This window comes from Mycolicibacter terrae (assembly GCF_010727125.1).
Lineage (GTDB): Bacteria > Actinomycetota > Actinomycetes > Mycobacteriales > Mycobacteriaceae > Mycobacterium > Mycobacterium terrae.
Genome location: NZ_AP022564.1, coordinates 1,391,766 through 1,403,793, shown reverse-complemented (window position 1 = coordinate 1,403,793; position 12,028 = coordinate 1,391,766). Strand labels below are relative to the sequence as shown.

Sequence of the window (12,028 nt, the reverse complement as noted above, 5' to 3'; positions counted from 1 at the left end):
GTTAGCGTGAGCTCTACTTGAACTTTCTCGCGCTAACACCAGGCTCGACGGATCAGATTGCGGTCGGCAGCGCCCCGCGGGCGGCCTCGTAGGCGGCCCCCACCCGGTAGAGCCGGTCATCGGCCAGGGCGGGCGCCATGATCTGCAGGCCCACCGGCAGCCCGTCGTCGCCGGAGAGCCCCGAGGGCACCGACATGCCGCAGTGCCCGGCCAGGTTCAGCGGCAGCGTGCACAGGTCGAACAGGTACATCGCCAGCGGGTCGTCGACCTTCTCCCCCAGCCGGAACGCCGTGGTGGGCGTGGTCGGCGAGACCAGCACGTCGACGGACTTGTAGGCCTCGTCGAGGTCGCGGGCGATCAGGGTGCGCACCTTCTGCGCCTGGTTGTAGTAGGCGTCGTAGTAGCCCGCCGACAGCGCATAGGTGCCGAGCATGATGCGGCGCTTGACCTCCGGACCGAAGCCGGCCGCGCGGGTCAGCGCCATCACCTCCTCGGCGCTGTGGGTGCCATCATCGCCGATCCGCAACCCGAAGCGCATCGCGTCGAAGCGGGCCAGGTTGGACGACACCTCTGACGGCAGGATCAGGTAGTAGGCGCTCAGCGAGTAGTCGATGTGCGGGCAGTCCACCTCGGAGATCTGCGCGCCCAGCGTTTTCAGCTGTTCGACGGCCGCGTTGAACGACGCCAGCACGCCCGGCTGGTAGCCCTCCCCGCTGTGCAGCTGGCGCACCACCCCGATCCGCACCCCGGACAGATCACCGGCGGCCCCGGCGCGCGCGGCGCCGACGACGTCGGGCACCGCTACATCCAACGAAGTGGAATCGCGCGGGTCATACCCGGCGATCACCGAGTGCAGCAGCGCGGTGTCGGCGACGGTGCGCGCGCACGGCCCGCCCTGGTCCAGTGAGGACGCGCATGCCACCAGCCCGTAGCGGCTCACGGTGCCGTAGGTGGGTTTGACGCCGACGGTGGCGGTCAGCGCGGCCGGCTGGCGGATCGAGCCGCCGGTGTCGGTACCGATGGCCAGTGGCGCCTGGAACGCCGCCAGCGCCGCGGCACTGCCGCCCCCGGAGCCGCCCGGCACCCGCTCGACATCCCACGGGTTGCGGGTCGGGCCGTATGCGGAGTTCTCCGTCGACGAGCCCATCGCGAACTCGTCCATGTTGGTCTTGCCCAGGATCGGGATCCCGGCCGCCCGAAGCCGGGCGGTGACGGTCGCGTCGTAGGGGGGCCGCCAGCCCTCCAGGATCTTCGATCCGCAGGTAGTGGGCGCGTCGACGCTGGTGAACACGTCTTTGAGCGCCAGGGGCACCCCGGCCAGCGCCGACGGCGCCTCGCCGGCGGCGATGGCCTTGTCGGCAGCCTCCGCCGCGGTCAGCGCCTCATCGGCGCCGACGTGCAGAAACGCCCCGTACCGGTCGTCGGTGGCGGCGATCTGGTCGAGGTGGGCGCGGGTGACTTCGACCGAGGACACCTCGCGGGCGGCGATCTTGGCCGCCAGGGTGGCCGCGTCGGACCGGATCAGCTCGCTCACTGACCCTCCCCCAGGATCTGCGGGACCGCGAAGCGGCCGTCTTCGGCACGGGGGGCGGCCGCGAGCGCCTGCTGCTGCGTCAGGCACGGCACGATCTCGTCGGGGCGAGTGACGTTGACGGCCTTGAGCGGGTTGTCGGTCGCCTCGACGCCGGTGACGTCGACGGCCGCAATCGTGCTGACATGGGCCAGGATCGCATCGAGCTGGCCGGCGAAGCCGTCCAACTCAGCGTCGGTCAGCGCCAGTCGGGCCAGTCGGGCCAGGTGGGCTACCTCGTCACGGGAGATCTGGGGCACGGCCGCCAAGCCTAGTCGGGCTGTGAAACAGTGTTCGCCGTGCCTTCCTATCTGCTGCGCGTCGAACTCGCCGACCGCCCGGGCAGCCTCGGCTCGCTGGCGGTCGCGTTGGGCTCGGTGGGTGCCGACATCCTGTCGCTGGACGTCGTCGAGCGCGCCAACGGCTCGGCGATCGACGACCTGGTGGTCGAGCTGCCGCGCGGATCGATGCCCGACGTGCTGATCACCGCCGCCGAGCGGCTCACCGGGATACGGGTGCACAGTGTGCGCCCGCACACCGGGCTGTTGGAGGCGCACCGCGAACTCGAGCTCATCGACCGCGTCGCGGCGGCGGGGAATCGCCAGGCCAAGCTTCAGAAACTGGTCGACGACGCTCCCCGGGTCCTGCGGGTCAGCTGGTGCGTGGTGCTGTACGGCGAGGGATCTGCCGGGCAGTTCCGCCGGCTGGCCGGCAGCCCGGGCACTCCCGAGACCCAAGTCGACGCGGTGCCGTGGCTGCCGCTGGAACGCGCCACCGCACTGGACAACACCGCCGACTGGGTGCCCGCGGTGTGGCGGGAGATGGACACTGCGCTGCTGGCCGCCCCACTGGGTGACCCGGGCACCGTCGTCGTGTTGGGACGCACCGGCGGTCCGGCGTTCCTGCCGGCCGAAGTGGCGCGGCTGGGCTATCTCGCCGGGATCGTCGCGACCCTGTTGCGCTAATCCGTTGTGTCGTCCGCCGGGCCCTCGGCCAGCAGCCTGACGAAACCGTCCTCGTCGAGGACCGGGACCCCGAGTTCGACGGCCTTGTCGTACTTCGACCCCGGCGCGTCACCGGCGACGACATAGGCCGTCTTCTTCGACACCGACCCGGCGGCGCGGCCTCCACGCGCGATGATCGCCTCCTTGGCCTCATCGCGGGAGAAGCCGGTCAGCGAACCCGTCACGACGATGCTCAGGCCCTCCAGCGTGCGTTCGATGCTCTCGTCGCGTTCGTCGGCCATCCGCACCCCGGCCGCCCGCCACTTGTCGACGATCGCGCGGTGCCAGTCGACGTCGAACCATTCGGTGACCGCGGCGGCAATGGTGGGCCCGACGCCCTCGACCGCCGCGAGCTGCTCGGTAGACGCCGCGGTGATCGCCTCCAGGCTGCCGAATTCGGTTGCCAGCGCCCGGGCGGCGGTCGGGCCGACATGGCGGATCGACAATGCCACCAACACCCGCCACAGCGGTTGGGACTTGGCCTTGTCGAGGTTGGTCAGCAATTGCCGGCCGTTCTTGGACAGCGCGCCGCCCTTGGTGGTGAACAACTCGGTGCGCAGCAGGTCGTCTTCGGTGAGGGTGAACAGATCGCCCTCGTCGGAGATGACGCCGGCGCTCAACAGCGCGGTCGCCGCTTCGTAGCCCAGGGCCTCGATGTCGAAGGCACCGCGGCCGGCAACGTGGAACACCCGCTCGCGCAGCTGGGCCGGGCAGGACCGCGAATTGGGACAGCGGATGTCGACGTCGGCTTCCTTGGCCCGCGCCAGCAGGGTTCCGCATTCCGGGCAGTGGGTCGGCATGACGAACTCGCGTTCGGTGCCGTCACGCAGGTCGACCACGGGTCCGAGCACCTCGGGGATCACGTCACCGGCCTTGCGGATCACCACGGTGTCACCGATCAGCACGCCCTTGCGCTTGACCTCCGAGGCATTGTGCAAGGTGGCCAGGCTCACCGTGGAGCCGGCCACCTTGACCGGGGTCATGTAGGCGAACGGGGTGACCCGGCCGGTGCGCCCGACACTGACCCGGATGTCGACCAGCGTGGTCTGCGCCTCCTCCGGCGGGTATTTGTAGGCCACCGCCCAGCGGGGCACCCGCGAGGTGGCGCCGAGCCGGCGCTGCAGTGCCCGGTCGTCGACTTTGACGACCACACCGTCGATTTCGTGTTCGACATCGTGGCGGTGCTCGCCCCAGTAGGTGATGCGTTCGGCCACCGCGGCCATACCGTCGACCCGGGCGGTGTGCGATGAGACCGGCAGTCCCCAGGCCTTCATCGCGGTGTAGGCCTCGTGCAGGGTCGCGGGGTTGAATCCCTCGGTGTAGCCGAGGCCGTGGCAGACCATCCGCAGTTTGCGCCGGGCGGTGATGGCCGGGTTCTTCTGTCGCAGTGATCCGGCCGCGCTGTTACGGGGGTTGGCGAACGGCGCCTTGCCCTCGGCGACCAGCCCGGCGTTGAGGGTTTCGAAGTCCTCCAGCCGGAAGTACACCTCGCCGCGTACCTCCAGCACCGCCGGAATCGGGAATTCGCTGTCGGCGGTGAGGAATTCGGGGACGTCGGCGATAGTCCGCGCGTTCAGCGTCACATCCTCGCCGACCCGGCCGTCACCGCGGGTGGCGCCGCTGATCAACCGGCCGTCGCGATACACCAGTCCGAGCGCCACCCCGTCGACCTTGAGCTCGCACAGGTAGGTGGTGTCGCCGCCGATCTCACCGGCGACCCGGCCCGCCCAGGCGGTCAGCTCATCGGGTGAGAACACGTCTTCCAGCGACAGCATCCGTTCCAGGTGCTCTGCCGGTGCGAAGTCGGTGGTGAAGCCGGCCCCGCCCACCAGCTGGGTCGGCGAGTCGGCGGCCCGCAGTTCCGGGTAGGCGTCCTCCAGTGCGAGCAGTGCGTTGAACAGCTCGTCGAATTCGCCGTCGGTGATGATCGGCGCGTCTTTGACGTAGTAGCGGAACTGGTGTTCGCGCACCTCTTCGGCCAGGTCGTGCCACTGCCGCCGGAGATCCGGGGTCACGCTGTCGGCCTCTGGACTCACCCCCGCAGGTTAGCCGCTGACTACCCTGGCGGCATGCCGCACCCGATCATGTACCGCGACGACGACCCTGGACTGGCGGAGTTGCGGCGCATCGCGCTGGGCCTTCCCGAGGCGTTCGAGAAGATCTCTCACGGCCGTCCGGTGTTCTGCACCCCCAAGATGTTCGCGGTCTACGGCGGCAGCAGCAAGACCACCGGCGCGATGGTGCGCTACCCCCATGCGCTGCTGGTCAAGGTCGAGGAGTCCGAGCGACGGGCGCTGGAACAGGATCCGCGGTTCTTCTATCCGATGTACCTGGGGCCCTCCGGCTGGCTAGGGCTGGATTTCGGTGCGGCCGCAGTGGATTGGGATGAAGTCGGCGAACTGGTCGACGCGTCGTTTCGGCTGACCGCGCCGCAGCGGTTGATCCGGCGTCTGGACGGGTCCTGACGCTCGGCATCCTTGAGCCGGGCCTGCAGCCGCCCGATCGCCGTTATATCGCCTCGGGGTCGCCGGCCAGCGCCTCACCGACCCTGCGCACCAGCCCTGCCGCGGTGCGCGCCCAGCCGGCAGTGGCACCGGCCATCCCGCAGACCGGGCTGATCCCGACCTGCTCGACCAGCACCGAGCGCGCGAACCCGATCCGGTCGGTGATGGCGGCCGCAGCAGCCGCGAGTTCCTCCATCGACGAGCTCCGCGCCGGCGCAACCGCCGGCACCAGCCCCATCACCACGGTGCGGCCGGATTCGATGAATGCACCGATCTGGTCGTAGTCGCCCGAGTCCAACGCGGTGCAGTCCAGCGCCAGCGCCGTGATAGCGCTGCGTTGCAACACGTTCCACGGAAGGTCCGATGCACAACTGTGCACCAGAACCTCTCCTTCGATCGTTTCGACGCAGCCGTCGAACAGCGCAGTGGCCACCGCTTCGTCGACGGCGGGCACCGGGCTCAACGCTGTGACCCCGGCCAGCCGGCCGGCGACCGCGGCGGCCAGGGACGGCTCGTCGAGCTGCACGATCACCGGGGTGTCGAGCCGCCGCGACAGGTCGGCCCGATGCGTCTTCAGTCCCTCGGCCAGCGACGCGGCCAGATCCCGCACCGCACCGGGGTCGGCGATGGCGCGGTGGCCGTTGGCCAGCTCCAACTCGGCGGCCAGGGTCAGTGGCCCCGGTGCCTGCACCTTGACCGGCCGTCCACTCCCCCGCAGGCCGGCGATCTCCCAGGCCTCTTCGAGGGCGTCGGTGTCCTCGGCGAACAAGCTCACCGCGCGCCGGCTCACCGCGCCCGGGCGGGCCGCCAGCCGGTACCCGCGCGGGGCGGTGTCGATGGCGATGTCGACCAGCAGCGCACCGGCACGACCGATCATGTCCGCGCCCACTCCGCGGCCCGGCAGCTCGACCAGATGGGCCAGGCTGCCGCCCAGCTCACCGACCACCACCTCGGCCGCCGCCCGCGCGGAGGTACCCGGCCACGACCCCAGTCCGGTCCCGGTGGCGAAAGCAGTCACCGGGCAACCGTATTGAAGTGACATGGCCCCGGCCACGGCGGGCTAGCCTTCGATGGGTGAAGACGTCGCGGCTGGTACCGCTCTGGGCGGTGGCGGCCGCGGTGGTGGGCTGCACCCGGCTGGTCGGCGGGACGGCGCTGCCGCCGCTGGCGCCGCCGGCGCCCGACGACGCCGTCGACCTCGGCCGGATCATGCTCGACACACCCCGGATGCGGGCCGTCGTCGGCGCCGACGATCAGCTGACGATCATCCCCACCATGGATTCCAGCGCGCCGGCGGACATCGACGAGCTCGCCGCGACCATCCCGCCACCGTGCCGGTTCATCTTCGCCGAGACCGCAGTGTTCGGGGGCGGGCCGACACGTTTCCACAAGACCACCTACCAGTACCCGCCCAAGGCCGCGATGGTCTCCGAGGGCGCCGCCGTCTACCCCGACGGCGAATCCGCGCGGTATGCCCTCGACGCGCTGCAGGCCACGGTCGCCGAGTGCGCCGACAGCTCCGCCGGCCCGGGATTGGTCGGCGAGTGGGCTGCCGACGAGCAGTCCCTGCACACCCGTGCCGGCGCTTGCGGGCGCTCCTACCGGCTCAAGTCGGTGGTCCTGCTGGAGGTCACCCACTGCGGCTTCTCGGAGTCGATCGCCGACCTGGTGTTGGTCAACATGGCGGCCGGGATTCCCGGCTAGGGATCGGTCAGGCCGCTACGTCTCAGTCGTCGCGCCTGACCCAATGCGAACCGGAGACGCCACCGACCTCGGGCTCGTTGACTCCGAACACGAAGGGCGCGAAAACAACCTCGCGGCCGTCCGGGTCGCGATACGTTTCGGCCCCGGTCGCCGCCCAATATGGGTGGGACTCGACCGGCACGACACCTGCGGCCCGAAGACGCCTCGTCGCCGCGCCCCGTGCTGTCTCGTCGGGGAAATAGAGGCACAGCTGTTCATGTGTGTCCACCGCGACGCCGTGCGCGGCTTCGACGATTTCAAGGGTGAGTGCGGCCCCCGGCAAGCCGAATATCGCACCGTTGCTGCCGTAGCTTCCGGTGAACGTCGAATACAGCGGTAGTCCGACCAAGTCGCGGTAAAACGCAACCGCCGCAGTGAAGTTGGATGACCTTCGAGCAAATCGGAGCGCGCCGATCGAGCTCAACTCTTCGGGCCAGTCCGCCATGCTCACTTCCCCCGCGTGCTGGGTTACGGCCGAGCCGAGGTGTCCGAGATCGTCGCGCTGGCGATCACTTCGTCGCCGTCGGGATCCGGGCGGTAGCAGGCCAGGGTCTGGCCGCGGGCCACACCGCGCAGCGGCTCACGCAGCCGCACGTGCAGCTCCTCGCCGATGAGTTCGGCCACCGCGCCGACCGTCTCGCCGTGGGCGCGCACCTGCACCTCGCACTCGACGGGACCGCTCCAGGCGCTTCCCGAGGTGAACACCGGCGCGCGCCCGGTCAGCGCCAGCACGTTCAGGTCCCCGGCCGCGCCGACGGTGACGGTGCCCGTGGTGGCATCGATGCCGGTCACATACCGCGGTTGCCCGTCCGGGCCGGGTCCGGCGATGCCCAGGCCCTTGCGCTGGCCGATGGTGAAGCCATGCACCCCGTCGTGTTCGGCCAGCACCGTCCCGCCGCCGTCGACGACGGCACCGGGCCGCACCCCGATGTGGCTGCCCAGGAAGGTGCGGGTGTCACCGGTCGGGATGAAGCAGATGTCGTGACTGTCGGGCTTGCTCGCCACCGCCAGGCCGCGTTCGGCGGCTTCGGCACGGATCTGTGACTTGGGGGTGTCGCCGACCGGGAACGCCGCGTGGCTCAGTTGTTCGGCGGTCAGCACCGCCAGCACGTAGGACTGGTCTTTGTCCGCGTCCACCGCGCGGCGCAGCCGACCGTCCTGGAGCCGGGCGTAGTGGCCGGTGGCCACCATGTCGAAGCCGAGCGCCAGGGCGCGGGCGGCCACCGCGGAGAACTTGATCTTCTCGTTGCACCGCACGCACGGGTTCGGGGTCTCACCGCGGGCATAGGACTCGACGAAGTCGTCGATCACCTCTGCTTGAAACTGCTCGGAGAAGTCCCACACATAGAACGGGATGCCCAGCACGTCGGCGACCCGGCGGGCGTCGTCGGAGTCCTCCCGCGAGCAGCACCCCCGCGAGCCGGTGCGCAGCGTGCCCGGGTTGCGGGACAGCGCCAGGTGCACACCGACCACGTCGTGCCCGGCATCGACCATGCGGGCGGCCGCCACCGAGGAGTCCACCCCGCCGCTCATCGCGGCGACGACCTTCATCGCAACACCCCGGCTGCGGCCAGCATCGCGTGGCGGGCCCGCTCCACAGCTCCGGGCAGCACCGCCAGAACCGCATCCACGTCGTCGTCGACGCTGGTGTGTCCCAACGACAGGCGCAACGAACCCCGTGCGGCCACCGGGTCGGCGCCCATCGCGGTCAAAACGTGCGACGGCCGCGCCACGCCGGCGGTGCAGGCCGAACCGGTCGAGCATTCGATACCGTTGGCGTCCAACAACATCAGCAGTGAGTCACCCTCGCAGCCGGCGAAGGTGAAGTGCGCGTTGCCCGGCAGCCGGTCGGTGCGCGACCCGTTGACGCAGGCGTCGTCGATCGCCGCGAGCACACCGTCGATCAGCCGGTCACGCATGCCCGCCACCCGGTCGGCGGTGACCTCGCACGACCCAACCGCGATCTGCAGGGCGGTCGCCATCCCGACCGCACCGGCGACATCCGGTGTGCCCGAACGTATGTCACGCTCCTGGCCGCCGCCATGCAGGAGCGGAACACAGGTCACATCGCGGCGTACCAGCAGCGCACCGACACCGCATGGCCCACCGAACTTGTGGGCGGTCAGGCTCAGCGCAGACAGCCCGCTCGCCGCGAAGTCGACCGGTAACTGCCCGACCGCCTGCACCGCGTCGGAATGCATGGGCACCCCGAATTCAGCTGCGAGTGCGGCTAGTTCGGCGATCGGCAGCACGGTGCCGACCTCGTTGTTGGCCCACATCACCGATATCAGCGCGACATCGTCAGCACGGCCGGCATCCAATTCCTCGCGCAGCGCGGCCGCCGACACCGAACCGTCGGCATCGGTGGGCAGCCAGGTGATCTCGGCGTCCTCGTGGTCGGCGAGCCAGCCGACCGCGTCCAGCACGGCATGGTGTTCGATCTCGGTGGTGATGATCCGCCGCCGGCGCGGCTCGGCGTCGCGACGGGCCCAGTAGATGCCCTTGATCGCCAGGTTGTCGCCGTCGGTGCCGCCGGCGGTGAACACCACCTCGGACGGGCGTGCGCCCAGCTGTGCGGCGATGGACTCCCGGGACTCCTCCATCCGGCGGCGTGCGCTGCGGCCGGCGGTGTGCAGCGACGAGGCATTGCCGACGGTGCCCATCACGGCCGTCATCGCCTCGATGGCCTCGGGGTACATCGGGGTGGTGGCTGCGTGATCCAGATAGACCATGACCCGCCCAGAATACCGGGCACGTGGAGTCGGCCCGGCGCGGCGGCAGGCATCCGGGGTAGTCAACAGAAGATGCAGGCCCGGCTGCTCGGCCGGGCCCGGCATCCCACCGCCGCCTGGCAGCGGGCGGCCAGTTCCCGCCGATCTGCCCCCGGCAGCTGCAGGGACGCGACGTGCACCCGTGCCACGGTGGACCTTGCGGTGATCAAGCGCCGCATCGAGGCCACCAGGGTGTCATCGCCGACGAAGGCCGGCAGGGTCGAGCGCGATCCGTCCTCATGGTGGTAAGTGATCTGCAGCGGCTGCACCGGCCGCGCCGCGTCCACAGCCGCCTGGAACATCGCCGGATAGAACCGGCCGTGGGCGCGCCCACACCAGGTGGTGCCTTCTGGAAACACCACCACGGTGCGGCCTTCGCCCAGCCTGGCCGCCACTGCCTCGACCACCGCCGGCAGCCCGCGCAGGCTGTCGCGGTCGATCGGGATGATCCGCATGAGGCGGGCCAGCGCTCCGATGCCGGGCCAGCGGATCAGGTCGGCACGCGCCACGAACGTCCCCGGGGACACCGCACCGACGACGAACACGTCCAGCCAGGACGTGTGCGCGCCGACCACCAGCATGCCCCGCAGGTTGCGTACCGGCCCGCCCGTCGTGCTCACTCGCACGCCGAAGCACCGCAACACCACTCGGCAGCAGCCGCGCTGGAACCGGAGCCGGCCCGGTAGCGGCACCGCCAGCAACGGCAACACCGGCATCAACAGCACCACCAGGGCCAGCCGCAGCGCCACCATCGCCGGGGACACCCGCTCGGCGCCGCCGTGCACGCATGCCGGCGTGCAGAATGCCCGGGGCGCCCAGGCATGGGCGACGGCCCCGGTCACGCTTCGACGGAACGGTCTGCGGCCGACACCGCCGACACCGAACGCAGGCGGTGCAGGTAGCGCGCATCGGCGTCGCTTCGGCACAGCAGTGCCGGGAAGTCGCCCACCCCGAAGGCGGGATCGTGGGCCGGTTCGCCGCAGATCCGCGCGCCCAGGCGCAGGTAGCCGCGCAGCAGCGGCGGCAACACCGGGCGGGCCGGCGGCGCGATCTCCTCGAGGCTCTTACCGTCGAGCACCACCGGCCGATACGGCATCACCCGGTGCGGTGAGGCGTGCCGGCGCCGCACGAAGTCTCGTACGCCGCGGATCTGACTGCCGGGGGCACCCTGGCCGCGCACCGGCACCGACACACAGCCGGTGATGTAGTCGTACCGGTAGCGGTCCAGGTAGGCCAGGATTCCGGCCCACATCAGTAGCACGACGGCACCGTTGCGGTGTCCCGGGCGTACCACCGCCCGGCCCATCTCGACCAGCGACGGCCGCAGCGGATCCAGTTCGGTGATGTCGAATTCGCTTGCGCTGTAAAGACCTCCGGCGGCGATGGCCCCGGTGGGAGGAAGCATCCGGTAGCAGCCGACCAGCGCTCCGGAGGTGTCGTCGCGCACCAGTAGGTGGTCGCAGTATTCGTCGAATCGGTCGGCGTCTCGTCCGTCGGCACTGTGCGTCAGGGTGAATCCCGGCTCGGTGCTGAACACCTCGTAGCGCAGCCGCTGAGCGGCTTCGATGAGGGCGGGGTCGGTGGATACCAGTAGCGAGTAGCGCGGGGTGTCGTTGCCAGGGGCGGGGGTGGTGGGGTCGGGGGCGATGAGGACAGAACCAGTGCTCACACTCAAGCACGGTCGCGCAATCACGCGACGACAAGGCAATCACCGCATGACATGTGGGTGCACGCTCGGTGACGAATTGTGCGCACCACCCGTATGACGGCTCAGGTGTCGAGAAACACCACGTTCTCACCGACGGGGTTGCGTGGGATATGCAGGCTGTTGGCCGGAAAGGCGGGGTCGGCGTATCCGATACAAACCCCGCACAGGATCCGGAATTCGTCGGGGATCTCGAGCTGTTCGCGCACGATGTCGGGATACATGGCCGTGGAGACCTGCACGCAGCTGTCCACGCCTCGTTCGGTCAGGGCCAACAGCAGGGTCTGCAGAAACCCTCCGACACCGACCGCGTCGGCGAATCCCAAATCCCGGTGCATACACCCGATCCCGGCCACCGGCGCACGGAAGAACTCCCAGTTGCGGAGCTGGGCGTTCCATCGGCCGTCGCGGTCGTCGCGAGCGATGCCCATCGCCCCGTACACCAGTGCGCCAAGCTGCTGGCGTAACCGGTTGTGCGACTCGGGAAGTCCCCCGATCACTTTGGGCCGATTGGCGCGCGCCTCGGCAGACAGCGCCGCGACCAGGCTCTCTCGGCGTGCGCCGGTCGCCAGAAACAGGCGCCAGGGCTGGATATTGGAATTCGACGGTGCCCGCATCGCCAGTGCGAGCGCCTCGTTCAGCAGTTCAACCGGGACGGGCTTGTCGGGCAGGAACATTCGCGATGAATGCCGCTGGTTGACCACGTCGTCGAACGCGGACATCGTCCTTCC

Annotated in this window: 13 protein-coding genes; 3 read left to right on the top strand and 10 right to left on the bottom strand. The window is 70.1% G+C overall.

Annotation, left to right across the window (positions count from 1 at the left end; all coding sequences use genetic code 11):
• Positions 1–52: 52 nt before the first annotated feature.
• Both gatA and gatC read right to left on the bottom strand, forming a co-directional pair.
• Positions 53–1,534 (bottom strand): Asp-tRNA(Asn)/Glu-tRNA(Gln) amidotransferase subunit GatA, encoded by a 1,482-nt coding sequence (gene gatA / locus G6N23_RS06775; RefSeq protein ID WP_085262105.1) that lies wholly within the window; start codon positions 1,532–1,534, stop codon positions 53–55.
• Positions 1,531–1,830, bottom strand: coding sequence for an Asp-tRNA(Asn)/Glu-tRNA(Gln) amidotransferase subunit GatC (gatC, locus tag G6N23_RS06770; RefSeq protein ID WP_085262269.1), 300 nt, complete (start codon positions 1,828–1,830; stop codon positions 1,531–1,533). The genes gatA and gatC overlap by 4 nt, the downstream gene beginning before the upstream one ends.
• A 39-nt stretch (positions 1,831–1,869) precedes the next feature.
• Here gatC and G6N23_RS06765 point away from each other — a divergent pair, with 39 nt between their 5' ends.
• Complete coding sequence (locus G6N23_RS06765) at positions 1,870–2,535, top strand: ACT domain-containing protein (RefSeq protein WP_095174217.1); 666 nt, start codon at positions 1,870–1,872, stop codon at positions 2,533–2,535.
• Here G6N23_RS06765 and ligA read toward each other — a convergent pair.
• Positions 2,532–4,610: an NAD-dependent DNA ligase LigA gene (gene ligA / locus G6N23_RS06760; RefSeq protein WP_085262103.1), complete on the bottom strand. Its 2,079-nt coding sequence runs from the start codon at positions 4,608–4,610 to the stop codon at positions 2,532–2,534. The two genes, G6N23_RS06765 and ligA, sit on opposite strands and share 4 nt — an antisense overlap.
• A 33-nt stretch (positions 4,611–4,643) precedes the next feature.
• On the opposite strand from ligA, the gene G6N23_RS06755 reads away from it, so the two are divergent.
• A complete protein-coding gene (locus G6N23_RS06755) occupies positions 4,644–5,039 on the top strand; it encodes an MmcQ/YjbR family DNA-binding protein (protein WP_085262102.1) in 396 nt (131 codons plus the stop codon).
• A gap of 43 nt (positions 5,040–5,082) precedes the next feature.
• Here the strand turns inward: G6N23_RS06755 and G6N23_RS06750 are convergent, their stop codons facing one another.
• On the bottom strand, positions 5,083–6,096 hold the full coding sequence (locus tag G6N23_RS06750; RefSeq protein WP_095174219.1) for a methionine synthase: 1,014 nt from the start codon (positions 6,094–6,096) through the stop codon (positions 5,083–5,085).
• Positions 6,097–6,152: 56 nt separating this feature from the next.
• On the opposite strand from G6N23_RS06750, the gene G6N23_RS06745 reads away from it, so the two are divergent.
• Positions 6,153–6,782 (top strand): sensor domain-containing protein, encoded by a 630-nt coding sequence (locus tag G6N23_RS06745; protein ID WP_085262100.1) that lies wholly within the window; start codon positions 6,153–6,155, stop codon positions 6,780–6,782.
• A 22-nt stretch (positions 6,783–6,804) separates the two neighbouring features.
• Here G6N23_RS06745 and G6N23_RS06740 read toward each other — a convergent pair whose 3' ends face one another.
• From G6N23_RS06740 to G6N23_RS06715, 6 genes are all read right to left on the bottom strand, one after another.
• The gene (locus G6N23_RS06740) at positions 6,805–7,266 is read right to left on the bottom strand and encodes a VOC family protein (protein WP_085262099.1); all 462 of its coding nucleotides are present in this window, start codon (positions 7,264–7,266) and stop codon (positions 6,805–6,807) included.
• Between the two features lie 23 nt (positions 7,267–7,289).
• Positions 7,290–8,372, bottom strand: coding sequence for a tRNA 2-thiouridine(34) synthase MnmA (gene mnmA / locus G6N23_RS06735; RefSeq protein WP_085262098.1), 1,083 nt, complete (start codon positions 8,370–8,372; stop codon positions 7,290–7,292).
• A complete protein-coding gene (locus G6N23_RS06730; protein ID WP_085262097.1) occupies positions 8,369–9,553 on the bottom strand; it encodes a cysteine desulfurase family protein in 1,185 nt (394 codons plus the stop codon). Before G6N23_RS06730 ends, mnmA begins: the two co-directional genes overlap by 4 nt.
• Positions 9,554–9,615: 62 nt before the next feature.
• The gene (locus G6N23_RS06725) at positions 9,616–10,434 is read right to left on the bottom strand and encodes a lysophospholipid acyltransferase family protein (RefSeq protein ID WP_085262096.1); all 819 of its coding nucleotides are present in this window, start codon (positions 10,432–10,434) and stop codon (positions 9,616–9,618) included.
• A complete protein-coding gene (locus tag G6N23_RS06720; RefSeq protein WP_095173943.1) occupies positions 10,431–11,261 on the bottom strand; it encodes a GNAT family N-acetyltransferase in 831 nt (276 codons plus the stop codon). Before G6N23_RS06720 ends, G6N23_RS06725 begins: the two co-directional genes overlap by 4 nt.
• 101 nt (positions 11,262–11,362) lie before the next feature.
• Positions 11,363–12,019 carry a nitroreductase gene (locus G6N23_RS06715; RefSeq protein WP_085262094.1) on the bottom strand — a complete coding sequence of 219 codons (657 nt, stop codon included), beginning with the start codon at positions 12,017–12,019 and terminating at the stop codon, positions 11,363–11,365.
• Between the last annotated feature and the right edge of the window lie 9 nt (positions 12,020–12,028).

Bases quoted from the DNA above. Each gene is read 5' to 3' on its own strand.
- G6N23_RS06755 (WP_085262102.1), top strand. From the start codon at position 4,644: ATGCCGCACCCGATCATGTACCGCGACGACGACCCTGGACTGGCGGAG.
- G6N23_RS06740 (WP_085262099.1), bottom strand. From the start codon at position 7,266: ATGGCGGACTGGCCCGAAGAGTTGAGCTCGATCGGCGCGCTCCGATTT.
- mnmA (WP_085262098.1), bottom strand. From the start codon at position 8,372: ATGAAGGTCGTCGCCGCGATGAGCGGCGGGGTGGACTCCTCGGTGGCG.
- G6N23_RS06730 (WP_085262097.1), bottom strand. From the start codon at position 9,553: ATGGTCTATCTGGATCACGCAGCCACCACCCCGATGTACCCCGAGGCC.
- G6N23_RS06715 (WP_085262094.1), bottom strand. From the start codon at position 12,019: ATGTCCGCGTTCGACGACGTGGTCAACCAGCGGCATTCATCGCGAATG.